The 22,520-nt window shown below is 70.0% G+C and carries 21 protein-coding genes and 1 CRISPR repeat array; of the genes, 13 read left to right on the top strand and 8 right to left on the bottom strand.

Annotation, left to right across the window (positions count from 1 at the left end; genetic code table 11):
- Nucleotides 1-228 precede the first annotated feature (228 nt).
- The 3 genes from ABZ470_RS11645 (at nucleotide 229) to ABZ470_RS11635 (ending at nucleotide 2,783) form a co-directional block, all read left to right on the top strand.
- Nucleotides 229-1,005: a hypothetical protein gene (locus tag ABZ470_RS11645; protein WP_362911272.1), complete on the top strand. Its 777-nt coding sequence runs from the start codon at nucleotides 229-231 to the stop codon at nucleotides 1,003-1,005.
- A gap of 318 nt (nucleotides 1,006-1,323) precedes the next feature.
- Nucleotides 1,324-1,899: an RNA polymerase sigma factor gene (locus ABZ470_RS11640; RefSeq protein WP_362784615.1), complete on the top strand. Its 576-nt coding sequence runs from the start codon at nucleotides 1,324-1,326 to the stop codon at nucleotides 1,897-1,899.
- Nucleotides 1,896-2,783 (top strand): hypothetical protein, encoded by an 888-nt coding sequence (locus ABZ470_RS11635; RefSeq protein ID WP_362911271.1) that lies wholly within the window; start codon nucleotides 1,896-1,898, stop codon nucleotides 2,781-2,783. Before ABZ470_RS11640 ends, ABZ470_RS11635 begins: the two co-directional genes overlap by 4 nt.
- A gap of 132 nt (nucleotides 2,784-2,915) precedes the next feature.
- Here ABZ470_RS11635 and ABZ470_RS11630 read toward each other — a convergent pair whose 3' ends face one another.
- Complete coding sequence (locus ABZ470_RS11630) at nucleotides 2,916-3,728, bottom strand: hypothetical protein (RefSeq protein ID WP_362911270.1); 813 nt, start codon at nucleotides 3,726-3,728, stop codon at nucleotides 2,916-2,918.
- 161 nt (nucleotides 3,729-3,889) lie between these two features.
- Entirely contained in the window at nucleotides 3,890-4,474 is a 585-nt protein-coding gene (locus ABZ470_RS11625) for a TetR/AcrR family transcriptional regulator (protein ID WP_362911269.1), read from the bottom strand.
- Nucleotides 4,475-4,590: 116 nt separating this feature from the next.
- Here ABZ470_RS11625 and ABZ470_RS11620 point away from each other — a divergent pair, with 116 nt between their 5' ends.
- The 5 genes from ABZ470_RS11620 to ABZ470_RS11600 all read left to right on the top strand — a co-directional run bounded on the left by ABZ470_RS11620 (nucleotide 4,591) and on the right by ABZ470_RS11600 (nucleotide 10,310).
- A complete protein-coding gene (locus ABZ470_RS11620; protein ID WP_362911268.1) occupies nucleotides 4,591-5,670 on the top strand; it encodes a Gfo/Idh/MocA family oxidoreductase in 1,080 nt (359 codons plus the stop codon).
- 407 nt (nucleotides 5,671-6,077) lie between these two features.
- Nucleotides 6,078-7,841 (top strand): hypothetical protein, encoded by a 1,764-nt coding sequence (locus tag ABZ470_RS11615; protein WP_362911267.1) that lies wholly within the window; start codon nucleotides 6,078-6,080, stop codon nucleotides 7,839-7,841.
- 474 nt (nucleotides 7,842-8,315) lie between these two features.
- Complete coding sequence (locus ABZ470_RS11610) at nucleotides 8,316-8,828, top strand: GNAT family N-acetyltransferase (protein WP_362911266.1); 513 nt, start codon at nucleotides 8,316-8,318, stop codon at nucleotides 8,826-8,828.
- A gap of 315 nt (nucleotides 8,829-9,143) precedes the next feature.
- Nucleotides 9,144-9,428 carry a hypothetical protein gene (locus ABZ470_RS11605; protein WP_362911265.1) on the top strand — a complete coding sequence of 95 codons (285 nt, stop codon included), beginning with the start codon at nucleotides 9,144-9,146 and terminating at the stop codon, nucleotides 9,426-9,428.
- Between the two features lie 102 nt (nucleotides 9,429-9,530).
- Nucleotides 9,531-10,310, top strand: coding sequence for a MerR family transcriptional regulator (locus ABZ470_RS11600; protein ID WP_362911264.1), 780 nt, complete (start codon nucleotides 9,531-9,533; stop codon nucleotides 10,308-10,310).
- Here ABZ470_RS11600 and ABZ470_RS11595 read toward each other — a convergent pair.
- Complete coding sequence (locus ABZ470_RS11595; RefSeq protein WP_362911263.1) at nucleotides 10,288-11,163, bottom strand: helix-turn-helix transcriptional regulator; 876 nt, start codon at nucleotides 11,161-11,163, stop codon at nucleotides 10,288-10,290. The genes ABZ470_RS11600 and ABZ470_RS11595 overlap by 23 nt on opposite strands.
- 132 nt (nucleotides 11,164-11,295) lie before the next feature.
- Here ABZ470_RS11595 and ABZ470_RS11590 point away from each other — a divergent pair, with 132 nt between their 5' ends.
- Both ABZ470_RS11590 and ABZ470_RS11585 read left to right on the top strand, forming a co-directional pair.
- Nucleotides 11,296-12,336 (top strand): aldo/keto reductase, encoded by a 1,041-nt coding sequence (locus ABZ470_RS11590; RefSeq protein WP_362911262.1) that lies wholly within the window; start codon nucleotides 11,296-11,298, stop codon nucleotides 12,334-12,336.
- 33 nt (nucleotides 12,337-12,369) lie between these two features.
- Nucleotides 12,370-12,669: a putative quinol monooxygenase gene (locus ABZ470_RS11585; RefSeq protein WP_362911261.1), complete on the top strand. Its 300-nt coding sequence runs from the start codon at nucleotides 12,370-12,372 to the stop codon at nucleotides 12,667-12,669.
- A gap of 75 nt (nucleotides 12,670-12,744) precedes the next feature.
- Here ABZ470_RS11585 and hutI read toward each other — a convergent pair whose 3' ends face one another.
- The 5 genes from hutI to ABZ470_RS11560 all read right to left on the bottom strand — a co-directional run bounded on the left by hutI (nucleotide 12,745) and on the right by ABZ470_RS11560 (nucleotide 19,366).
- The gene (gene hutI / locus ABZ470_RS11580) at nucleotides 12,745-13,905 is read right to left on the bottom strand and encodes an imidazolonepropionase (protein WP_362911260.1); all 1,161 of its coding nucleotides are present in this window, start codon (nucleotides 13,903-13,905) and stop codon (nucleotides 12,745-12,747) included.
- A gap of 231 nt (nucleotides 13,906-14,136) precedes the next feature.
- Nucleotides 14,137-15,417 carry a formimidoylglutamate deiminase gene (locus ABZ470_RS11575; RefSeq protein WP_362911405.1) on the bottom strand — a complete coding sequence of 427 codons (1,281 nt, stop codon included), beginning with the start codon at nucleotides 15,415-15,417 and terminating at the stop codon, nucleotides 14,137-14,139.
- Between the two features lie 119 nt (nucleotides 15,418-15,536).
- Nucleotides 15,537-16,694: an allantoate amidohydrolase gene (locus tag ABZ470_RS11570; RefSeq protein WP_362911404.1), complete on the bottom strand. Its 1,158-nt coding sequence runs from the start codon at nucleotides 16,692-16,694 to the stop codon at nucleotides 15,537-15,539.
- A gap of 47 nt (nucleotides 16,695-16,741) precedes the next feature.
- The gene (gene hutU / locus ABZ470_RS11565; RefSeq protein WP_362911259.1) at nucleotides 16,742-18,412 is read right to left on the bottom strand and encodes a urocanate hydratase; all 1,671 of its coding nucleotides are present in this window, start codon (nucleotides 18,410-18,412) and stop codon (nucleotides 16,742-16,744) included.
- A gap of 90 nt (nucleotides 18,413-18,502) precedes the next feature.
- Nucleotides 18,503-19,366 (bottom strand): MurR/RpiR family transcriptional regulator, encoded by an 864-nt coding sequence (locus tag ABZ470_RS11560; RefSeq protein ID WP_352013983.1) that lies wholly within the window; start codon nucleotides 19,364-19,366, stop codon nucleotides 18,503-18,505.
- A gap of 402 nt (nucleotides 19,367-19,768) precedes the next feature.
- Between ABZ470_RS11560 and ABZ470_RS11555 the strand changes: the two genes are divergently transcribed.
- From ABZ470_RS11555 to ABZ470_RS11545, 3 genes are all read left to right on the top strand, one after another.
- The gene (locus ABZ470_RS11555) at nucleotides 19,769-20,587 is read left to right on the top strand and encodes an SAM-dependent methyltransferase (protein ID WP_352013984.1); all 819 of its coding nucleotides are present in this window, start codon (nucleotides 19,769-19,771) and stop codon (nucleotides 20,585-20,587) included.
- 538 nt (nucleotides 20,588-21,125) lie between these two features.
- Nucleotides 21,126-21,446, top strand: a complete 321-nt coding sequence (locus ABZ470_RS11550) for a prevent-host-death protein (RefSeq protein ID WP_362911258.1) — start codon at nucleotides 21,126-21,128, stop codon at nucleotides 21,444-21,446.
- Nucleotides 21,443-21,865, top strand: coding sequence for a type II toxin-antitoxin system VapC family toxin (locus ABZ470_RS11545; protein ID WP_362911257.1), 423 nt, complete (start codon nucleotides 21,443-21,445; stop codon nucleotides 21,863-21,865). Before ABZ470_RS11550 ends, ABZ470_RS11545 begins: the two co-directional genes overlap by 4 nt.
- A gap of 178 nt (nucleotides 21,866-22,043) precedes the next feature.
- A CRISPR array of direct repeats spans nucleotides 22,044-22,251; the repeat unit is 25 nt; unit sequence CATCCCCGCGTGCGCGGGGAGCACC.
- Between the last annotated feature and the right edge of the window lie 269 nt (nucleotides 22,252-22,520).

Raw genomic sequence — 22,520 nt, 5'->3', positions numbered from 1 at the left:
GCCATGCAACTTTGACTTTTTCCGCCCGTCGAGAACACAGTCAGCCGATGCCATACCAGCCACGCGCCACATTCGCCCCAAAACAGGACATTCCATAATCGCCACGCCGTACGACCCCGAGAATGCACATCCGACACGAAAATATCGGGATTTTGGACAGATCTTTCTGCACGTGATCTGCACGCTCCCCTCAGAGGGTTCTGCATATGGCCGTGTCAGCATGACCGCGTGCCCAGATATGTGGTGATCGCCGTATTGGCGCTACTGGTGGCGGGGTGCGGTCCGGGGATGAAGACCGCTCCCGATATCACCGGATATGTCGAGACATATCTACAGGCGCACCCGGACGTCAGGCGGGTGGCGAAGCAGGGGACCCAGAGCGCCACCCTGGTCACCAGGGGACAGGACCAGGACGTCTTCGCCGATCTGGGCCAGGGTTTGCGCGGGCGGCTCATTCGGCTGGGAGACGCCGCGTACATGCAGATGCAGGACGAGACGGCGCCGGACAATTCCTGGGAGAAGATCACCGAAGAGCACGAGCCGTACAACCTGCTGGGCATCACCGTGGTGACGGACCAGGCCATGACGCTGGTGAACAGCCACCGGGTGCACGCGCTACTGGCGGCGCGGGGGCGGGTGAGCGGTCAGGCGTCCGAGGGCGGGCTTGACCGTTACACGGTCGCCATCGACGTGCGGGCGGCACTCGACGCGCTGGATCTCGCCGTGTTCCTCGACGCGTACGACCCGCTGCCGATCATGCAGGACACCACGGAGGAGTACGACAGGGTCCGAGCCGGTGACGGGGCGGCACAGGCGCGGCTGCGCGACCGGTTGCTCAAGGAGCTCGGCGCGCGGGCCACGTACGACCTCTGGCTCGACGGCCAGGGACGGCCGGTACGGCTACGGCTGACCGCGAAGACGCCGACGGAGATCACCTTCTCCGACTGGGGTCATACGACCGTGACCGCCCCTCCGGCCGACCAGGTCCGGGTGCCGACGAGTTGACCCCGCGCCCTCTTCGTGGGTATCTGCCACCGCAGGGAGTTCCCTGACCGGCCCGGCGCCCTCCTCTCTGGCCGTGTGGAGCGTGCGCCGTGTCCCGAGCCTGCGGTGACGTCAGGGGTCTGACGCCGCGTGCGGGGCCCTGGCGTGGGTTCCGTCGTCGGAGGCGGTCCCGTCGCCGCGTCCGTCTGGCCCGCGATGTCCGTTGCGCTCATGACGAGGACGCCGGTACGGCGGGAGGCCGATCCGATCGGGATGTAATATCCCGCCCCGCTGCTCACCAAGAAGGGGAAAGTCCCGAGTCAGCGGAAGGCGCAGTGGATGACAGACGTTCCGCCGGAGGATCTCCGGCAGACGATGCGGGATCCCGAGGCGTTCGAGGTCTTCTACCGAAGACACGTCGAACGGGTGAGCCGCTTCGTGGCCCGCCGGATGACCGATCCGCACACGGTGGACGACCTCACCACCGAGGTCTTCCTGGCCGCCGTCGACGCGGCGAACACCTACCGGCCCGACCGGGGCAGCCAGGAGGCGTGGCTGTTCGGCATCGCGCGCAACGTGGTGGCGTCCGAACTGCGCAGAGCGGCCAGGGAACTGCACAAGAACGGCAGGGCCGCGGGGCGCCGTCCTCTGGACGACGACGACATCGCGCGGCTTGAGGAACGTATCGACGCCGAACGGGCCACCCGCCCGCTGCTGGCGGCCATCGCGCGGCTGCCCAAGGGCCTGCGAGCCGTGGCCGAACTGGTGGACGTCGACGGCCTGTCCGTCACCGACGCCGCCACGGCCCTGCGCATCCGTGTCGCCACCGCCCGGGTACGGCTGCACCGCGCGCACCGCCGACTCGTGAACGAACCCGGCACCTGCCCGGAGACCATCTTGGAAGGATCGTCATGAACGGATCTCTCGCAGGCTTCGAGGAGCACCGGCTGGCCGAGCTGAAGGAGCACGTGGCGGCGCGGGCCGCGGCCGAGCGGGCCGGACGGCCACGCCGCCGGATCGTCATGGCCCTGGCGGCGGGGACGGCGGTCGCCGCCGCGGCGGGCGCGATCACCGTCTCGTCCGTCGGAGGGGCCGCCCCCGCCTACGCCGTCACCAAGGACTCCGACGGCGTCGTGCACGTCACCGTACGCGACGTCGCACCCGGCGACCTCCCGGACGTGAAGGGGCTGACCAGGCAGCTCCAGGAGCTCAACGTGCCCGCCGTCGTGGACTACGTCCCGGCGGGCCGGAAGTGCAGGGAGCCACGCGGCGCCGTCGTGACGGACGTCCCCGGGGGTCTCTACCGCACGCCCACGAACGTGCCCGGTGATCCCGGGGCCTGGCGGATGCAGATCGACACCAAGCTGTTCAAGCCCGGCCAGACCTTCGTCTGGACCCTGTACGTCGACCCCGTCAACGGATGGAACGGCACCAGCACGATCCTCATGCGGGACCCGGTGGCGCCCTGCGATCCGGTCCCCGACGACCGGCCGCACTACCTGGCGAAGACGCCTCCCCCCTGGGTGAGGGCGACGTCGCTGGGCGGGTACCGGGTCGAGGGCAGGACCGCGGGCGAGGTCCTCCCGGAGATCGGCAGACGCGGCCTCAAGGCCACCTACCTGGTCAGCGAACCCGCCCCCGACAGGCCACGCGACCCGGACATGCCCTACGTGATGTACCCCACGAGGCAGAACACCCCGGTGGGGGGTGACTGGCTCGTCTGGCAGGCGGACGAATCGACGAAGGGAACGATCCGCCTGTACGTCACACGAACCCTCGCCTTCCCCCGGCACCGCTGAACCGGCAGGACACCTCCGGGATCACAGACACGATCAACCACGGCATGGGGGCGCTCTACGTGTTCTCGGTGAGGAGTGCCGGAAGGGCGCCGTTGCCGGTGAGGCCGTCGACGCCCGGCGGCGGGCAGGAACTCACCAGTCGTCGGTGAGGAGGCTCTTGGGCGGGGCCGTGATCTTGACGGGGCTTCCCCATCCTCGATAGAGGATGTTCATCGTCATGGTCTCGACCTCGCCGCCGCCGTACTTCGGGTCGGGAGTGAACCTCATGATGGCGTGGAAACGTCTCGGCAGGTTGTCCGGGCCCACCCAGAGCTTCCAGGTGATCGGCCCGCCCCACAGACCTCGGCCCTCCTCGGTTCCGAAGAACATCCCGGCCTGCCTTCCTCCCAGCTCGGGAACCGTCACAGTGCCGCTGTGGAGGGTCGTCCTCACTCCCTCGAAGGTTCCACCGTCGGAACTGGTCGCACCGTTGGACGCGACCAGTTCGAGGAAGCCGGGGTTGATCCCGTTGATCAGGTCCTCTTTCCAGACGACCCCGGAGAAGCCCCGTCCATAGGTCCATTTCCCCAAAGCCGACGGCGACTTCCATATGTACTTGCCGTCCTTGGAACGCGCGTAGGCCTGCGAGTAGAAATCCCGGCCGATGCTGATCCCCCGGGACCGGCTTATCCCTTCTCCTTCCCGGGTGATCTCCGTGGTGTCGGCGGCGTACACGCCTGAAGTCCTGAAGCGGTACGCGCCGAACGCCTTCATGTCGAAGTAGGACGGAGGCCCGCCGTGTCGTTTGACGGAGAAGCGCACGCTGCTGTGTTTCGCGAACTGCTTCTTGATCGCTTTGACGACGGAGCCGAGAGAGCCCGGTTCAGGGGCCGCGTGAACGGCGCCGCCGGGAACCGCGACGCTCAGCAGACCCGCCACCACCAGCGCCACTCCCATGCGTTTCATGCGCCGATCGTCACAGACGATGATCTCCGTCTCATCACGGCGAGCCTCCTGCCCAGCGGCTCATCCGCTGGGCAGGCCGAGACCGGGAGGCGTCACCGTCTCCAGGAGCCGGGTCCCTGCGGAAACCACAACGCGACCTACCGTTGTGGATGTCCCACAGCTCAATCGCCCTTCAGTACGGCGTGCAGGGCCAGGTCGCCTATCCGGCGTAGTTCGTCGTGACTTCTGCCTGCGGCGGCCTGTACGGCTATGCCGTCGGTGATCGTGTGGACGAGGGCGGCCAGGGTGGCCGGGTCGTGGCGGGAGGGCAGGTCGGTGGCCTGTTCCAGCCTTCTGCGCAGCGCCGCCTCACCGGCCTTGCGCACCGCGATGGCGTCCCGCCGTACGGCGTGCGCGTCGGGCCCGCAGGCGTGCACGCTGTTGACGCACAGGCAACCGTGGGGCGTGTCCTCTCCCGCGACCAGGTCCACTGCCCCGCGGACCAGCCGTTCGACGACCTCCCTGCCGGTGGGGGCGGCCAGCGCGTCGGCGGTGTAGGCGCCGGGACCGTCGAGGTAGCGGGCGAGGACCTTGGCGAACAGTTCCTCCTTGTTGCCGAAGGCGGCGTAGAGGCTGGGCTTGTTGATGCCCATCGCGGTGGTCAGGTCGGTCAGCGAGGTGCCCTCGTAGCCGTGCCGCCAGAACACCTCAAGCGCGCGGTCGAGTGCGGTGTCCGCATCGAACGAGCGTGGGCGCCCGCCGGGCATGCCGTCCTCCGTGCTCTCCTCCGAGTTTTATACCTATCGGTACGTTACCCCTTGCGCGAGGGCGCCGCATCATCCTAATTTCGTACCAATCGGTACGGAACTAAGGGGTGACACGCATGATCCGAGTCGGGGTTGTCGGTGCCGGCGGTTGGGCGAACAGCTCGCACCTGCCCGCGCTCGCCGCGCTTGAGGAGTTCGACGTGACCGCGGTCGCGACCACCGATCAGGCCGGCGCGGACCGGGCCGCCGCCGCCCACGGCGTACGGCACGCCTTCGCCGACGTGGGTGAACTCGCCGCGCATCCCGATGTCGACCTGGTCGTCGTCTCGGTGAAGACCCCCGGGCACGCCGCCGTGATCAGGGCCGCCCTCGCCGCCGGTAAGCACGTCGTGTCCGAGTGGCCGTTGGGCGTCGACGCCGACGAGGCGAGGGAGCTGACCGAGGCCGCCGTCGCCGCGGGTGTCGTCCACGCGGTCGTGCTCCAGGGGCACCACTCCCCGAGTGCCCGCTTCGTCGCCGACCTCCTGGCCGAGGGCCGGATCGGCACGCTCGAATCGGTCGCGCTGGTGGCGGAGGGCGCCCCCTTCGGAGGCAACCGGATCTGGCCGGACCTGGTGTTCAGTCTCGACCCCTCGGCGGGAACCAACGTCCTGACCATCATGGCCGGTCACTTCCTGGCCGCGCTCGAACGGGTCGCGGGCCCGCTGACCGAGGTCTCCGCCCGGCTGCCCCGCCTGCACGACCGCGTGCTGGTGACCGGGACGGAGCGGATCGTGCCCAACGCCACGCCCGGTCACGTGCTGCTGCACGGGCTGCTGGCGAGCGGCGCCACCGCCTCCGTCGTCGTGCACGGCGGCAACGCGTCCACCCAGGACGCCTTCCTTCTCAAACTCGTCGGCAGCGAGGGAACGCTGACCGCCACCCCCGCCCAGCCCGGGACGTTCATCCACTGGGGCGACTGGAACATCAGGATCGGAGACGACGTCCTGGCCGTGCCCGACACCTGTCGCACGGTTCCGGACAGCGTCCGGTCCGGCCCTCCGGCCAACATCGCGGCCCTCTACCAGGAGGTGGCCCGAGCCCTCGCCGAAGCCCGGCAGCCGTATCCCGGTTTCGATACCGCCCTACGCCACCACCGGCTCCTCGCCGCCGTCGAACGGTCGGCGGCCGAGGGAACCGCCCAGAGAGTCGCGTGAAGGACGCAGAACCATGAGCGGACCTTCCAGGGCCGCCACCATGGCGAAGGGGAACCGGTCGACCTCCAGGCAGAGCGCGACGTCGTCGGGATGGACTCCCTCGCGACGGACGGGGTTTCGACCAGGTCGGCGATGCCGAGGAAACGGGCGTCCGTTCCGGTCATGATCGCACATACCCGACCCGGGACATCCGAGCGTGAACCGGCGACCCACGACGGCGGCGGCCCCGGTCCGTACGGCGTCCGGCCACCGAGCCGCGCCCGTGACCAGGCCGAACCCGCCATCGCCTTCGCGGATGTGACGGGGGGATCCTTCCCCGGCAGGAGGGGGCGGCGGCCGGTCGGCGGGGGGTGGGCTCCTTCCTCAGCAGGAGGTACCCCATGTGAGCGTTACTCATAGTTGACGGCATGACGCGAAGATCCTTACATCGCCCCCTGCCTCGCGCGCTCGCAGGAGCGGCCCTCGCCACGGTCCTGGTCGCGGGCGCCGGCCTCACCCCCGCGAGCGCCACCGTGGGCGGCGACGTCCCGCTGCTCAACGACTACGACGCCGAAACGCTCGCGAACCTCCCCAACACCAACGGCCTGGATTACCTGGCTCAGCGGTACGCGCCGACCGACACCTGCCCGCCGACGGGTACCGGGCCGGGTGGGCCGCTGTTCTGGGGGGACGACAAACCCACCCAGTTCCGCCAGGGTGTCCCCCTGCCTGGGCAGAAGGTCGTGAAGATCGTCATCATGGGCGACTCGTACATATCGGGAGAGGGGGCGGGAGACTACTTCAACAAGCGCGGTTTCCTGCCCGATCCCTACCTCTGGGTCGGTAACGGGAAGCCGCCCATCCCGGCGCTGGGGCACACCCAGGCCGACTACGAGGATGACTTCCGGCACCGTTCGGCCAACGCGGCGGTCCTGCAGGGCATCGACCTGCTACGCCGCGCCAATCCCGAGGTTTTCTTCGACGTACGTTTCAACGCCTCCTCCGGCGCCGCCAGCGAGCACTTCTTCGTGGGCCAGAACGACCACGGCCGCGTCAACCCGCCGCAGAGCCAGGGGCTGGACAACGCCACCGACCTGGTGATCTCCGGCTTCGGCGGCAACGACGTCGACTTCGGACCCAGGCTGCAGGCTCTCCTCGACAAGAAGGGCAACCTGAGCGCCGTCGAGGCGGAGACCGAGCCGTTGTTCGACACCACCCGCACCTCCGAACAGGAATGGGCGGATTCGGAACCTCCGCGCCCGCCGTTCGTCCGTCCGCTGACGCAACCGTCGACCCTGTCGGCGCGACTGGTGCAGCTGGTACGGGCGACGAAGACCGCCACCGGCGGCAAGGCCAGGATCATGATGGTCAACTACCCCCAGTCTCTCGCGAACGGCCTCCTTCCCGGAGGCCCGATGAGATGGTTGACGTTCATCCTCAACCGGGACGCGGACTGGGCGAGACTCCGTGCCCTGTCGCCTCGGCTGACCGCCTCCATCAAGAAGGCGCAGCAGGTCCTGGCCGACCACGGGGTCGCCGCCGACCTGCTGGACATCGAGAACGCCTTCGCCGGCCACGAACTGGGGACCAGAACCCCCTACACCCGCAACCTCGTCTGGGCACCCGCCGGGGACGCCTTCAACCAGAAGCAGCAGTCAGGGCATCCCAACCAGCAGGGGCAGAAGGCGCTGGCGGGACACTACGCCCTGATGATCGCGGGCGAACTCGGGCTGCGCGTCAAGGCGCCCGACGGAGCGCGTCCACCGGCCAGAGCGGCGCAGCCGTGCGACTCCAGCCGCAACGACCGCCACAACCTGCCCGTCACCCCCACCCAGAGCGGTGGATCGACCGGCGGCACCGGCGGCGGTGGGGGAGGCGGCAGCAGCACCCCCAACGTGGGTCCGCGCTCGACCATGACCTTCGTCAACCTCGATCCGCCGCTGTTCCCCACGAACCCCGGCTCGCAGCCCAGGCCCACGCCCACCGGCTCGCAGTCCTCCCCTGGGACGGGGGGTACGGCGTCCCCGCGGTGGAACATCTATCCGGTCGACACCGTCCAGCCGACCACACCGACCATCTCCTTCGACCTGACGCAGCCGTTGCCCATCCTGTGGCCCCTGAGCAGTGGTGGGACGAGCCCGTACCGGGACGTCTACGAGGTGAAGATCAACGTCGAGCAGCTCATCCGGTGAGGCCCGGCTCCGGCCGTACCGGGAACTGAGCGGCCACGGGCGGGCATCCGGACGCCCGTGGCTCGCCCACCGGTCCCGCCCCACGGGTGAGACCCGGCAACGCTTTTCCTGTCCGTGCCGTCTTCCCCGTCATCCCGCAAATGTCATTCAAGTGCTTCGCAGATAAGAGAATAAATTCGGGGGGTCGCTCACGACTCACCCTCTCCGTAACGCGTAAACCTTTTGTTCACGCTGTTCCGATCGGCGTCGTTGATGGTTTCTGCAGGAGTTCTGATGGTTTCTGTGACATCAGCACGGACAGCCGAGACCGTCCCACACCACTGTGAAACATCCGGAAGTTCACCAAACCGGCGCCTCCGGCCCAAGTCACGAGGAAACCCTGATATGTTTCCCGGGAAACGTTGAGCCTCCTCGGCCAGGACCCCGTCCCGCGAGGAGGCTTTTCGCGTTCCACGACCTTCACCGGGGAGATCCATGTCAGAGGTTTTCGTCCAGCTCGCCCACGAAGCCGACCTGCCCGTCGCCGAGCGGCTCTGGCTGATGTTCTGTCATGACATGTCGGAGTTTCGCGGAGCCCTGCCCGACGCGGACGGGACCTTCAGGAGCGACCGGTTGCACGCGGCGTTCACCGATCCCGGCTGGGCGCCGTATCTGGTGACGAACGGCGAGCGCCCTCTCGGCCTGGCCGTCGTCCGCGGCCTGGACGGCCCGGTCCGCGTGCTGAGCGGTTTCTTCGTCGTGCGCGGCGCACGGGGGACGGGCGTCGGGCTGCGTGCCGTACGGCAGGTCGTCGCACGGCATCCGGGCACGTGGGAGATCGCCTTCCAGGACGACAACGCCGGCGCGGCGCGTTTCTGGCGCCGGGTCGCTACCGCGATCGCCGGGGACGCCTGGACCGAGGAGCACCGGCTTGTCCCGAACCGGCCCGACCTGCCACCCGACGCCTGGATCTCGTTCACCGCCCGGGGGGCCATCGGCGAGCCGTGAGGGCCCCCGCTCTACCCCCACCGATCACCGCCATCTGGCAGAAAATGCCGACATCCAGCCACCAAAAGCAGATAAACAGGCCCCTTTTCTCGCTTAACAAATAAAGAACCCCTTCCCCACTGAACACATCATTCCGGAGCGACAAAACAGGAAATGCCTCCGAAAAAACCACCGAGAAGCCAGGGGAAGACAGCATTACCGCCAGTGATTAAAAACTCACGGTCAGTCAAATGGCCCGGCGTGGGAGAGCCTCGTCCAGCCGAGAATGAGTCACGATCGGTTACGTCAAAATCACAAACCGTGAAGGGACTCAACATGATCCGTCGTCTTCTCGCAGGTCTGGCGCTCGCAGGAGCGGTCGTCGCGACGCCGCTGGCCGCCGGGGTGCCCGCCAGCGCAGCAGCCGACCCGGCTCCCGCCGAGATCGTCACCGCCCCGACCACCGCCGACGACCCCACACCCGAGACCGGCGAGATCACCATCCGCTGGATCTCTCCGGCTCGGTGCCAGTTGGGTGGCGGCGTGCCCGTGCGCGTGATCGGGCACTGGGGCTTCTGCCGGGGTGGCGTCTTCAACGGCTTCCCCGTCCGTTTCCTCTAAGAGAACCGGGGTGTCGGCCTTCCCGGTCGGCACCCCCCGAAGTCTCGCTTCCTCCAGAAGAGACTTGAACCCCCCGTAACGGGGGGTTCTACCTTTTCAAGGGTGACCGGGAAGGACATCACCGGACGCCGGTGGAGCATCGGAGAACTGGCGCGGGCCAGCGGGACGACCGTGCGCGCGCTGTACCACTACGACGAGATCGGCCTGCTGCCGGCGAGCGAACGCACCGCCTCAGGACACCGCCGCTACACCGAGGACGACCTGCGGCGGCTGTACCGGGTTCGGACCCTGCGCTCGCTCGGCCTGTCGCTCGACGAGATCGCGGTCGTGCTCGCGGACCCGGCGGACGACCTGACGACGATGCGCGGGCTGCTGTCCGCGCAGCTCCGCGGCCTTGACGAGCAGGCCGAGCGGATCGACCGGCTTAAGCTGCGGCTGCGCGACCTACTGGGGCAGCTCGACGGCGGCACGATGCCCGACCCGGGGCGGTTCATGACGACCCTGGAGATGATCTCTGTGTTCGAAACCCATTTCACCCCGGAACAGCGCGAACAGCTCGCCGAGCGCAGGGCCGTACTCGGCGCCGACGCCGTCGAGGAGGCCAGGACCCGCTGGGCCGGTCTGGTCGAGGAACTCCTCGGCCACGTGCGGGCCGACACCCCCGTGGACGACCCCCGGGTCCGGGAACTCCTCGCCCGCTGGGACGAACTGGGCGCCGCCTTCCACCCCGGTGGCGGGACGACCGGCGACACCCAGGAGGCGGCCCGGCGGATGTGGCGGGACAACGGCGCCGAACTCAGCCGGAACCTCCCCTGGCCCGCCGACCTGATGGCCGCCCTCGTCCCCTACCTGGAGCGCGTCAGGAACGCGGCTGAGGGCTGACGAGGCTCTCCTTCGCCCAGAGGGCCAGCAGCCGCAGCGCGGTCTCCGAACCGGACCCCTCCTCGACCGTGTGGGCGATCAGTGCCTGGTCGGGGTCGTCGGGCAGCCGGAGCGTCTCGTATCCGAGCTCCAGCTCACCGACCACCGGGTGCCGGTAGACGTACCGGCCGTGGGTCTTGTCGCGGACGCCGTGCTCACTCCAGAGCTCCCTGAACTCGGAGCTGGCGGCCGACAACTCGTCCACCAGCACCGCCGTCTCCGGATCGTCGGGATAACGCGCGATGTCGAGCCTGAGGAAGGCGGTCACGTCCGCGGCCTTGCCGTACCAGTCGGCGTAGAGGCCACGCGTCCCCTCGTCCAGGAACACCAGCCGGGCCAGGTTCCGCCGCCGCGGCGGCAGCGCGCCGAAGTCGGTGATCAACGCCGCCGCGAGCGGGTTCCAGGCCAGGACGTCGGTGTTGCGTCCGACGACGTACGCCGGGACCCCGGACGCCAGGTCGAGCAGCCTGCGCAGTCCTGGCCTGACCCGCTGCGGTTCGGGGGCGTTCTCCCGCCGGTCGGCCTCCGACCAGGGGCGGGCGAGCCGGTACAGGTGGTCGCGTTCGGCCGCGTCCAGCCGCAGCGCGCGGGCGACCGCGTCCAGGACCGCCTCGGAGAAGTGCAGGGTACGGCCCTGCTCAAGCCGTACGTAGTGGTCCACGCTCACCCCGGCGAGCATGGCCAGCTCCTCCCGGCGCAGCCCCGGGACACGTCTGTTGCCGCCGTAGGCGGGCAGCCCGAGCTCCTCGGGCCGCAGCCTGGCGCGACGGGATCTTAGGAATTCGCCCAGTTCCACACGTCTGTCCAGTGCCATGAATCCAGTATCCCCAACCCCGGAAACGCGAGCCTGGTCACGCCGTGCCCAGGCACGGGCCGCCACTGGGTAAGCCGTGGAAAGAGCAGGAAAGTGGTGGACATCAACCCGGTAACTCCGAAAGGCACCGACATGACCACCGTTCCCCTTGGCAGCACCGGCATGAACGTCAGCCGTCTCGGCTTCGGCTCCTGGGCCGTCTCCGGCCCCGGCTGGCACTTCGGCTGGGGCGCCACCGACGACGCCGAGTCGATCGCCGCCATCCGGCGCGCGGTCACCTCCGGCGTCAACTGGATCGACACCGCCGCCGTTTACGGCCTCGGCCACTCCGAGGAGCTGGTCGGCAGGGCCGTGGCGGGCCTGCCGGAGGCCGAGCGGCCCTACCTGTTCACCAAGGTCGGCCTGGTCTGGGACCCGGACGACCCGCTGGCCGCGCCGCGCCGGATCATGAAGCCCGCCAGTGTGCGCCGCGAGGTCGAGGACTCGCTCAGGCGGCTCGGGGTCGAGCACATCGACCTGTACCAGGTGCACTGGCCGGACACCGGCGAGTCGCTGGAGTTCGCCGGTGACGGTAGTGGCGCCGTCTCGCCGAACGCCACACCGCTTCAGGAGTACTGGCAGGTCATGGCCGACCTCAAGGCCGAGGGCAAGGTCCGGGCGATCGGCCTGTCCAACCACTCCCCCGAGCAGCTCCAGGCGGCCGAGGAGATCGCCCACGTCGACGTCGTCCAGCCGCCGTTCTCGGCGATCAACCGTTCGGCGGCGGCGGAGGTCGCCTGGGCCAACGCCCACGGCACCGGCGTGATCGTCTACTCCCCGCTCCAGTCGGGGCTGCTCACCGGCACCTTCTCCGCCGGACGCGTCGCCTCCCTGCCCGCCGACGACTGGCGTCGCGCCAGCCGCGACTTCACCACGGGCCTGCCCGCCAACCTCCGGCTCGCCGACGCCCTGCGTCCCGTCGCCGCGCGGCACGGCGTGACGGTCGCCGAGGTGGCCATCGCCTGGACGCTGGCCTGGCCGGGCATCACCGGCGCCATCGTCGGAGCCCGTACGGCCTCGCAGGTCGACGGGTGGATCGCGGCGGACGCGGTGCGCCTCACCCCGGCCGACCTTGAGGAGATCGCCGTCGCGATCACCGCCTCGGGCGCGGGCGTCGGCCCGGCCCGGCCGTGAAGCCCTTTCCGAGAACCGAGGAGGAGTGCTGACATGTCCCTGACCGTCATCGCCGAACTCCTGGCCAGGCCCGGCCAGGAGGACCGGCTCCGTACCGCCCTCGAAGCGATGATCGAACCGTCCCTGGACGAACCCGGCTGCCTGGCCTACCGGCCGTACGTCGACCCCAACGAGCCCGCCCGGATGGTCGTCGTCGAGGAGTGGACCGGCCCCGAGGCCCTGACCGAGCACTTCGCCACCCCGCACTTCCAGCACGTGCGGCAGGTCCTCGACCTGATCCTCGCCGCCCCGATGACCGTCGGCACCTTCACCCCCACGAAGTTCGACGGGTGACCGAGAACCGTGCGCGAATGCGGGATAGTTTCGCGCACGGTGCGGGATGGTTTCCCGCATTCGCTCATCCGAGGGTCAGACGGCGCGTTCGCCCCGGTGCCAGACCGCCGAGACGAGGGGGACGCCGGGGCGGTAGGCCAGGTGGACGTGGGAGGGGGCGTCGAGCAGGACGAGGTCCGCGCGGGCGCCGGGGCCGAGGTGGCCCACGTCCGTACGGCGCAGCGCCCGCGCCCCGCCCATCGTCGCCGCCCACACGGCCTCGTCCGGGGTCATCCCCATCTCCCGCACCGCGACGGCCACGCAGAACGGCATGCTCGTGGTGAAACTCGACCCCGGGTTGCAGTCGGTGGACAGCGCGACCGTCGCCCCCGCCTCCAGCAGGCGCCGGGCGTCCGGGTAGGCGGCCCTGGTGGAGAACTCGGCGCCGGGCAGCAGCGTGGCGACCGTGTTCCCCGAGGCCAGGGCGTCGACGTCGGCGTCGTCGAGGTGGGTGCAGTGGTCGGCGGAGGCGGCGCCGAGTTCGACGGCGAGCCGTACGCCGGGGCCGTGACCGAGCTGGTTGGCGTGGACCCGGGGGGTGAGCCCGCGCTTGGCGCCCGCTTCGAGGATCGCCCGCGCCTGGTCGCCGTCGAAGGCGCCGCGCTCGCAGAAGACGTCGACCCAGCGGGCGTACGGCGCGCACCGGTCGAGCATCGGCCCGGTGACGAGGTCCACGTAGGCGTCGGCGTCGGCGTCAGCCGGGACCACGTGGGCGCCGAGATAGGTCACCTCGTCGGTGTGCTCACCCGCGATCCGCAGCGAACGGGCCTCGTCCTCGACGGTGAGCCCGTAGCCGGACTTGCACTCGATGACCGTGGTCCCCTGGCGCAGCGCCTCGGCGACCAGCCTGGCGACGTTGGCCGACAGTTCGGCGTCGCTCGCCGCCCTGGTCGCCGCGACCGTCGTGCGGATCCCCCCGGCCGTGTACGGCGTGCCCGACATGCGGGCGTCGAACTCGGCCGTGCGGTCCCCGGCGAAGACCAGGTGGGCGTGGGAGTCGACGAAGCCGGGGATCGCGGCCCTGCCCCCGGCGTCGTGGACCTCGTCGGCCGCCGGAGCCGAGGAGGCGGGACCCACCCACGCGACCGTGGGCCCGTCGAGGACGACGGCGGCGTCCTCGACCACGCCGAGCGGCCCCTGCCCCAGCGAAGGATCGTTGGTGACGAGACGGGACAGACCGGTGACGAGCAGGCTCACGGTACCTCCGGACGTGCGGAAAGACAGGCGGAACAGGGACTCACCACGGCACGGCGTGACTGGGTACAGGGACCGGTCCCGGCGCTCACCACGGCATGGTGCGGGACGGGCCAGGGACCGGCCCCTGCGTTCATGATGCCGCCGTCGTGCCGGGTGACACGGCTCCGACGCGGCGAGGAGACCACGGCGCACCTCGGCTCATGTCTCCGGTGCGACGGGGAGACCACGACGTCACGACGCCCAGAGGCGGCCGACGGCCCGGCGCAGGGCGGCGGGGACGTCGGGGACGAGCCGGTGGGCGCCGTGCCGTACGACCAGCCTGCCGCCGACCACGACGTCCCGCACGTCGACGGCCGTCGCGGCGAAGACGGCGGTCTCCGGGCGGGGCCGTGGGGTGGCGGTGCGGACCGAGTCGAGGGAGACCGTCACCAGGTCGGCGACGGCGCCGACCTCGATGCGGCCCGCCTCCGGCCAGCCGAGTGAGGCGTGTCCGTCGCCGGTGGCGGCGCGCAGCAGTTCGTCGGCGCTCCAGTGCCCCCTGCGGCGGGTGCGCAGCCGTTCGTCCAGCTCCATGCCGCGCGCCTCCTCGAACAGGTCGATGACGGCGTGGCTGTCGCTGCCCAGGGTGAGCCGCGACCCGGCGAGCTGGAGGTCCTTGGCCGGTCCGATGCCGTCGGCGAGGTCCCGTTCGGTCGTCGGGCACATGCAGACGGTCGTGGCGCTGCCGCCGAGCAGGGCGACGTCGTCGCCGGTCAGGTGGGTGGCGTGTACGGCCGTCGCCCGGGGGCCGAGCACGCCGTGGTCGGCCAGCAGCCTGGTCGGCGTGACGCCGTACGCCTCGACGCAGCCCTCGTTCTCGGCGGGCTGCTCGGACAGGTGCGCGTGGATCGGCGCCAGCCTGCCCTCGGCCCAGGCCGCGACGACGGCGAGCTGGTCGGCGGGGACGGCCCGCACGGAGTGCACGGCGGCGCCCGCGACGGCGTGCGGGTGCTTGTCCAGCGCGACGGCCAGCGCCTCGGCGCGTTCCGCCCAGGCGTGGGCCGTGCCGTCGCTGAAGCGGGCCTGCGTCGCGTCGGGCGGCGCCCCGAACCCGGACGACAGGTAACAGGTGTCGAGCAGCGTGATCCGGATGCCCGCCCGTGCCGCCGCCTCGACCAGCGCCTCCCCCATGACGTTCGGGTCGGCGTACGGCGTGCCGCCCGGCGCGTGGTGCAGGTAGTGGAACTCCCCGACGCAGGTGATCCCGGCCAGGGCCATCTCGGCGTAGACGGCCGTGGCGAGGTCGAGGTAGGTGTCGGGGTCGAGGGCCGCGGCGGCGCGGTACATCGTCTCCCGCCAGGTCCAGAAGGTGCCGCCGCCGACCTGGGTCTCGCCGCGCAGCGCCCGGTGGAAGGCGTGCGAGTGGGCGTTGGCCAGTCCGGGCAGCACCAGCCCGTCGAGGACCACGGCGTCGCCGGGCTCGCCGCCCGGCCGCAGCGCCGTGATCCGGCCGTCGGTCACCTCGATGAGCAGCCCGGACTCAAGGGGGTCGGAACCCCCGGACCCGGATACCCCAGCCCCAGGGGTTCCGGGACCGGGGGCTCCTGCCTGTGCCCCTCCCGTCCAGGCGTGTCGTGCCCAGAACCTGCCGTTCACAGCAGGTCCTGAAGAACGTCGGTCAGGGCGCTCACCCCGGCCAGACAGTCGGTCTCCTCGGCGTGCTCGTGCGGGGAGTGCGAGACCCCGGTCGGGTTGCGCACGAAGAGCATCGCGGTCGGTACGGCGGAGGCGAGGATGCCCGCGTCGTGCCCGGCGCCGGTCGGCAGCACCGGGACCCCGCCCAGGACCCGGGCCAGCCGGTCCCGCAGCGGGACGTCGAAGTCGACGACCGGCGTGTAGGACTCCCGGGTGACCTCGGCCCCCTCGGCGGCCTCGGTGATGGCCTTGACCAGCGCGTCCAGCGTCGCCGAGTCGGCGGCCCGCGAGTCGAGCCAGGCCGTCACCAGGGAGGCGATGGCGTTGGTCCCGTTGGGTTCGACCCGAACCTTGCCGAAGGTCGCCAGCGCCCCGGCCTCCCGCGCCAGCTCCCTGGCCGACAGCACGGCCGCCGCGTAGGCGAGCATGGGGTCGTGACGGTCGACGAGCCGGGTGGTCCCGGCGTGGTTGGCCTCGCCGGGGAAGTCGAACCGCCAGCGGCCGTGCGGCCAGATGGCGGAGGCGACGCCGACGGCGTGCGGGGTGTCCGCGAGGTACCGGCCCTGTTCGACGTGGAGTTCGACGAACGCCCCGATCCGCGACAGCCGCTCGTCGTCGCGGCCGATCGCCTCCGGGTCCCGGCCCGCGCGCTCCATCGCGTCGGCCAGCCGTACGCCGTCGCCGTCACGCAGGTCCCTGGCGTGGCCGGGCTCCAGGACACCGGCCATCAGCCGGGACCCGACGCAGGCGACGCCGAACCTGGCGCCCTCCTCGTCGCCGAAGTTCACGACGGCCAGCGGCCTTGAGGGGGTGACGCCCCGCTCGCGCAGCGCGTCGAGGGCGGCGAAGGAGGACACGACGCCGAGCGGGCCGTCGTAGGCGCCGCCGTCCGGCACCGAGTCCAGGTGCGAGCCGACGACGACGGCGTCCCCGGCGGCCGGGTCGCCCAGCCAGGCCCACTGGTTGCCGTTGCGGTCGATCTCGTAGCCCAGGCCCCTGGCCTCGGCCTGCTCGGCGAACCAGGCGCGACACTCGGCGTCGGCGGAGGTCCAGGCGTGGCGCCGGTAACCGCCGCTGCCCGCGTGCCGGCCGACGGGCAGCAGCTCCCGCCACATCCGGCGGAAGCCCTCCCCCGCCGCGCCCGCCTTCTCGTATGCGTCGCTCACGCGTCGCCCTCGCGCATCGGGACGCGCACGTCGCGCTCCTCGGCGACCTCGTTGGCCCGGTCGTATCCGGCGTCCACGTGCCTGATGACGCCCATGCCGGGGTCGTTGGTCAGCACCCGGCGGATCTTCTCCCCGGCCAGGGCCGTACCGTCGGCGACGGTGACCTGGCCCGCGTGGATGGAACGGCCGATGCCGACGCCGCCGCCGTGGTGGATGGAGACCCACGACGCGCCGGAGGCGACGTTCACCATGGCGTTGAGCAGCGGCCAGTCCGCGATGGCGTCCGACCCGTCGAGCATCGCCTCGGTCTCCCGGTACGGCGAGGCCACCGAGCCGCAGTCGAGGTGGTCACGGCCGATCGCGACGGGGGCGGACAGCTCGCCGGAGGCGACCATGTCGTTGAAGCGCTCACCGGCCCGGTCGCGCTCGCCGTACCCGAGCCAGCAGATGCGCGCGGGCAGGCCCTGGAAGTGGACGCGTTCCCCGGCCATCTTGATCCAGCGGGCCAGGGACTCGTTCTCGGGGAACAGGTCGAGGATGGCCCGGTCGGTCCTGGCGATGTCGGCGGGGTCGCCGGACAGCGCGGCCCAGCGGAAGGGACCCTTGCCCTCGCAGAACAGCGGCCTGATGTAGGCGGGCACGAAACCGGGGAAGTCGAAGGCGCGCGCGTAGCCCGCGAGCTTGGCCTCACCGCGGATCGAGTTGCCGTAGTCGAAGACCTCGGCTCCGGCGTCCTGGAAGCCGACCATCGCCTCGACGTGCCTGGCCATGGACTCGCGGGCCCGCTGGGTGAAGCCCTCCGGGTCCTTGGCGGCCTCGTCGGCCATGTCCTCGAAGGCGACGCCGATCGGCAGGTAGGCCAGCGGGTCGTGCGCGGAGGTCTGGTCGGTGACGACGTCGATCTCGGCGCCCCTGGCGAGCAGCTCCGGTACGGCCTGCGCGGCGTTGGCCTCGACACCGATGGACAGCGGCCTGCGGGCGTCGCGCGCCTCGTAGGCCAGGCGCAGGGCCTCGTCGAGGTTGTCGGCCTTGACGTCGAGGTAGCGGTGCTCGATGCGCCGGTCGATGCTGCGCGGGTCGCAGTCGATGCAGATGACGACGCCGCCGTTCATGGTGACGGCCAGCGGCTGGGCGCCGCCCATGCCGCCGAGCCCGGCGGTGAGGGTGATCGTCCCGGCGAGGGAGCCGCCGAACCGCTTGGCGGCGACGGCGCTGAAGGTCTCGTAGGTGCCCTGAAGGATGCCCTGGGTGCCGATGTAGATCCACGACCCGGCGGTCATCTGCCCGTACATGGTCAGGCCGAGCTGTTCGAGGCGCCGGAACTCGGGCCAGGTCGCCCAGTCGCCGACCAGGTTGGAGTTGGCGATCAGGACACGCGGCGCCCACTCGTGGGTCGTCATGACCCCGACGGGACGGCCGGACTGCACGAGCAGGGTCTCGTCGCCCTTCAGCGTGCTCAGGGTGCGGGTGATGGCGTCGTAGGAGCGCCAGTCACGCGCCGCCTTGCCGGTGCCGCCGTACACGACGAGCTTGTTGGGATGCTCGGCGACCTCGGGGTCGAGGTTGTTCATGAGCATCCGTAGCGCGGCCTCCTGCTGCCAGCCGCGCGTGTTCAGCTCCGTCCCACGCGGAGCCCTGATCGGACCTCGGCCGTTCTGCTCAGCCACGCTTCCGCCCTCCAGCACGTCGGCCGTCAGCCGACATGTTCAAATAGATGTATTCACTTGTATCCCGCTTGAATAGTTTCAGTCAACAGGCTAGTCCGTGAAGATCTCCCTGGCCGCGGCCGACACCTCGAACGCCTCAAGCCGTCCCTCGGCCCCCGGGATCTCATCGCACATCGCCTCAAGAAGGACTCTGCCCAGCATCATGGGGCCGCAGGCCGTGTCGAAGACCAGACTCGTGCCGACCTCGGCGGCCAGCACCACGTCCGACAGCGCCGCGGCGGGCGCGAAGGCGCTGTCGGCGACCGTCACCACGCTCAGCCCGGCGTCCCTGGCGACGGTGAGCGCCTCGGTCAGCTCCGCCGGATAGCGGGGCAGCGCGAAGCACAACAACGCGGTCGCCCCCGCCGCCGCGGCCCGCTCGATCCGGTCGGCCAGCATGGACCCGCCCTCGTCGAGCAACCGCACGTCCGGGTGGACCTTGGCCGCGAAGTAGGAGAACCCCGCGGCCTGCGCGGCGGCGGCCCGCAGCCCGAGGACCGGCAGCGGCCGGGAGACCGACAACAGCCGCGCGGCGGCGACGACCGGCTTGGGATCGGCCAGCGTCCCGGCCAGCCGCCGCAGGTGGGCGATCTCCGCCAGTACGGCCCGCTGCAACTCGTTCGGCGCCTCCTCCTCGGCGCCCTCCCCGGCCTCGTCCTGGACGACCGTCTCCGGGGAGCCCAGCTCACGCAGCTGCCTGCGCAGCGCGGGGTAGCCGTCGAACCCGAGGGCCATCGCGAAGCGGGTCACCGACGGCTGACTGACCCCGGCCAGCTCGGCCACCTCCACGCTGGACAGGAAGGCCGCCTCCCCGGCGTGCTGCACCAGGCAGTGCGCGATCCTGCGCTGCGCGGGGGTCAGCCGGTGCCCCTCGAACAGCCGCAGCATGCGGGGTCCGGCGTCGTCGTGACTCATACTTCTCCTCGGTCGGGGGCGTCGGTCGGGGCCCAGCGCGGCCGTGACTCAGAACCCGGGTCTGGAGTGGGGCCGGGCTTCAGACTTGGGCATGGAATATATTCATTCATCATGCCTCCTGCATGGCTACATGCAGAACGGTGGAGGCTCCCTAAAGGGCTATTCGGTCACCGCCCGGTCGGCCGTCCGCCGGAGACCAGTGACAGCCGTCACCGTCGTTTGCCCGCCTTCCGTGCCAGGCCCGGGCCCTCAACGCATGATCATGCGCGGAAGTGGACATGACCCGCGCGAAAAGTGCCATGAACCGCCAGGCTGGGGCTACCGGTTGCCGGAATATGACCCCGGGGCATAAGAAAAGCGGATAACCTCCGCAGAAAATGGATCTGCTGGACGGAGAACACGGTGGCATCGTCGAAGCCGGAGAGGCCCAGGCTCGACACCACGACCCCGAACATGGGGCGGGTCGCTGACTACTTCCTGGGTGGCAAGGACAACTTCGCCGCCGACCGGGAAGCGGCCAAAGCGGCGATGGCCATCACCCCCGAACTGCCCGTGCTCTGGCGTGAGGGACGGCGCTTCCTCGGCCGGGCCGTACGCTTCCTCGCCCAGGAGGCCGGGATCCGGCAGTTCATCGACGTCGGCTGCGGTCTGCCGACCCAGGGCAACGTGCACGAGATCGCCCACGCGGTGGCCCCGGACGCCCGGGTCGTCTACGTCGACAACGACCCCATGGTCGTGGTCCACGGCCAGGCCCTGCTCCAGGACGACCGGCTGACCGTGGTCGTCGAGGCCGACCTCCGCGACCCCGAGGCACTGCTCGCCGACCCCGGCCTCACCAAGATGATCAACCCCGAGGAGCCGGTCGCGATCCTGCTGTTCGGCGTGCTCCAGGACATCCAGGACGACTCCCAGGTCGACCAGATCATCGACTACCTCCGCAAGACCATCTCGCCGGGCAGCTACCTGGCCATCTCCCACCCGGTCGGCGACCTGCGCCCCGAGGCCACCGCCAAGCTCGCCGCCTTCTACCAGAACGAGGGCGCCGTCACCGGCCCCCACAGGAAGGGCCTGCGCAGCAAGGCCGAGATCGAACGCTACTTCGACGGCCTCGCCCTGGTGGACCCCGGAGTCGTCTACATCCCCGAATGGCGCCCAGAGGACGACCTGATCCACCGCCCCGACTCAATCTGGGTAGTCGGCGGCATCGGCCACAAGGAATAGCGCCTCCCCCTCACGCCTGGCCGTACCCCGGACCCGAGCCTAGGGCCGTGACAACTCCAACGGCAGCGCCTCCAGCCCGCCCCTGCTCCGCTGGATCACGGCGACGCCGGGCTCAAGACAGGCAAAGAGGCCGCAACCACGCTGCCGTTAAGCGTGATCGTCACCGCCACGCCCTGAAAACCGTCCCCACGGGCGCGGGGAGCACTCCCCTCGGGCCGTGTACCGGTAGGGGTAGCCCGGGCCATCCCCGCGTGTGCAGGGAGCACCTCCTGACATCCTGCTGGCAAATCGGCCTGATCTTGAGCCGTGCGGGCTCTGAGCCGGGCGGCGGGCTCTCCGCGAGCGACCGTGCCTGTCCACCGCTGATCGCCCTCAGTGGCCCGGCGATGTCCTTCGACCTGCCGATCTGTGAGCACGGACTTACTTTCCACCTCGACCTTCTCCTCATCACCGGCGGTTCTCAGACCAAGGTCCCGAACGGCTTGGCGAACCGTGCCATCTTGTAGCACCGGGTAGCACATTCCTATAGGGATGAAGAGTGAACACTCCTCACCCCGACCCCTCCCATCAGACCTCCCAGCGTGACCTGCGCAACCGGTCAGCCGAGATCATGGATGGACTGGAACGAGGGGAGGAGGACGCCGTCACCCGTAACGGCCACCACATCGGCGACCTCGTTCCCATCCGCCGCCGACGCCGGGCCGTCTCACGAGCGGAGTTCACCGCCGTCTCTCGCGGCATGCCATGGCTGGACGACCGGAAATACCGCGAGGACATGGACCGCCACGTCAACGACGAGTTTTACGACCCCTACGACCGCGCTTACGGCAGAGGCGCGGTCACGGAGAACGAGGAATGACCCACGCCCAGGGGTTGCTCGGCACCAACATCCTCATCCTGCGCGCCGGCATCGACCCCGACGAGCTTCCCGACGAGATGCTGATCAGCGCCATCACCACTGCGGAGCTGTCAGTCGGCGTGCTGGTGGCCACCGAACCGCAGGAGCTCGCCCAGCGGATGAAGATCCTGCAGACCGTCGAGGCAGAGTTCGATCCACTTCCCTTCGGGGACGCCGCCGCCCGTGAGTACGGCCAACTGTGGACGGCCGTCGTCGCCTCAGGACGTAAACCCCGCCCCCGGACAGCGGACCTGATGATCGCCTGCGTGGCCATCGCAAACCAGCTGCCCCTCTACACCTGCAACCCCAAGGATTTCAAAGGCCTGGACCACCTGCTCTCCGTGATGCCGGTCACTCGGCCGCGCTGGGACAGCGGATGAGCGCAAGGCAGTCGAAACTCCCGGTGATCGGCTAGATGCATGCCATACGGACCTTGAAGTGCCCGTAGAACGACCGAAGCCCAGACTGGGGAACCATCCCCGGCCTGGGCTTTTCGTTAGGCGGAGCCTAGGAGATTCGAACTCCTGACCTCCTGCTTGCAAGCAGGCGCTCTGAGATCATCCCCGCGTGCGCGGGGAGCACCAGACGGGGAATCGTCTACGTCATACCTGCTCCGGATCACCCCCGCGTGCGCGGGGAGCACCACTCATTACCGTCTGCTCGAACCGTGGGCCGGGGACCATCCCCGCGTGCGCGGGGAGCACGGGTCCGAGTCCGAGGAGTTCCCGGTGTAGACGGGACCATCCCCGCGTGCGCGGGGAGCACCCTCGCCGACCTGCGGGTTTATCAGCGGCAAGGGCCGAAAATCATCACTTCCATTGACTTGGACATACCGGACACACCATGAAGTTCACCGAGACAGCGCCGACCACAGGCTAACGTGCGACACGACGCAAAACTCCCTGATCCACAAGCAGACCCCGACACGGGAAACCCACCACGCATCAGAAAGCCATACCGTCACCCTTGCCTTCAGACCCCGCACCCGCCAAACGCCGTGCCCGAAATGCCCGACTCAACGAAAGTAATGATTTT

The sequence above is a fragment of the Streptosporangium sp. NPDC020072 genome (assembly GCF_040631445.1).
Taxonomy (GTDB): domain Bacteria; phylum Actinomycetota; class Actinomycetes; order Streptosporangiales; family Streptosporangiaceae; genus Streptosporangium.
Note: the sequence above shows the minus strand (reverse complement) of the source record. Positions and strands in the feature narration are given on the sequence as shown.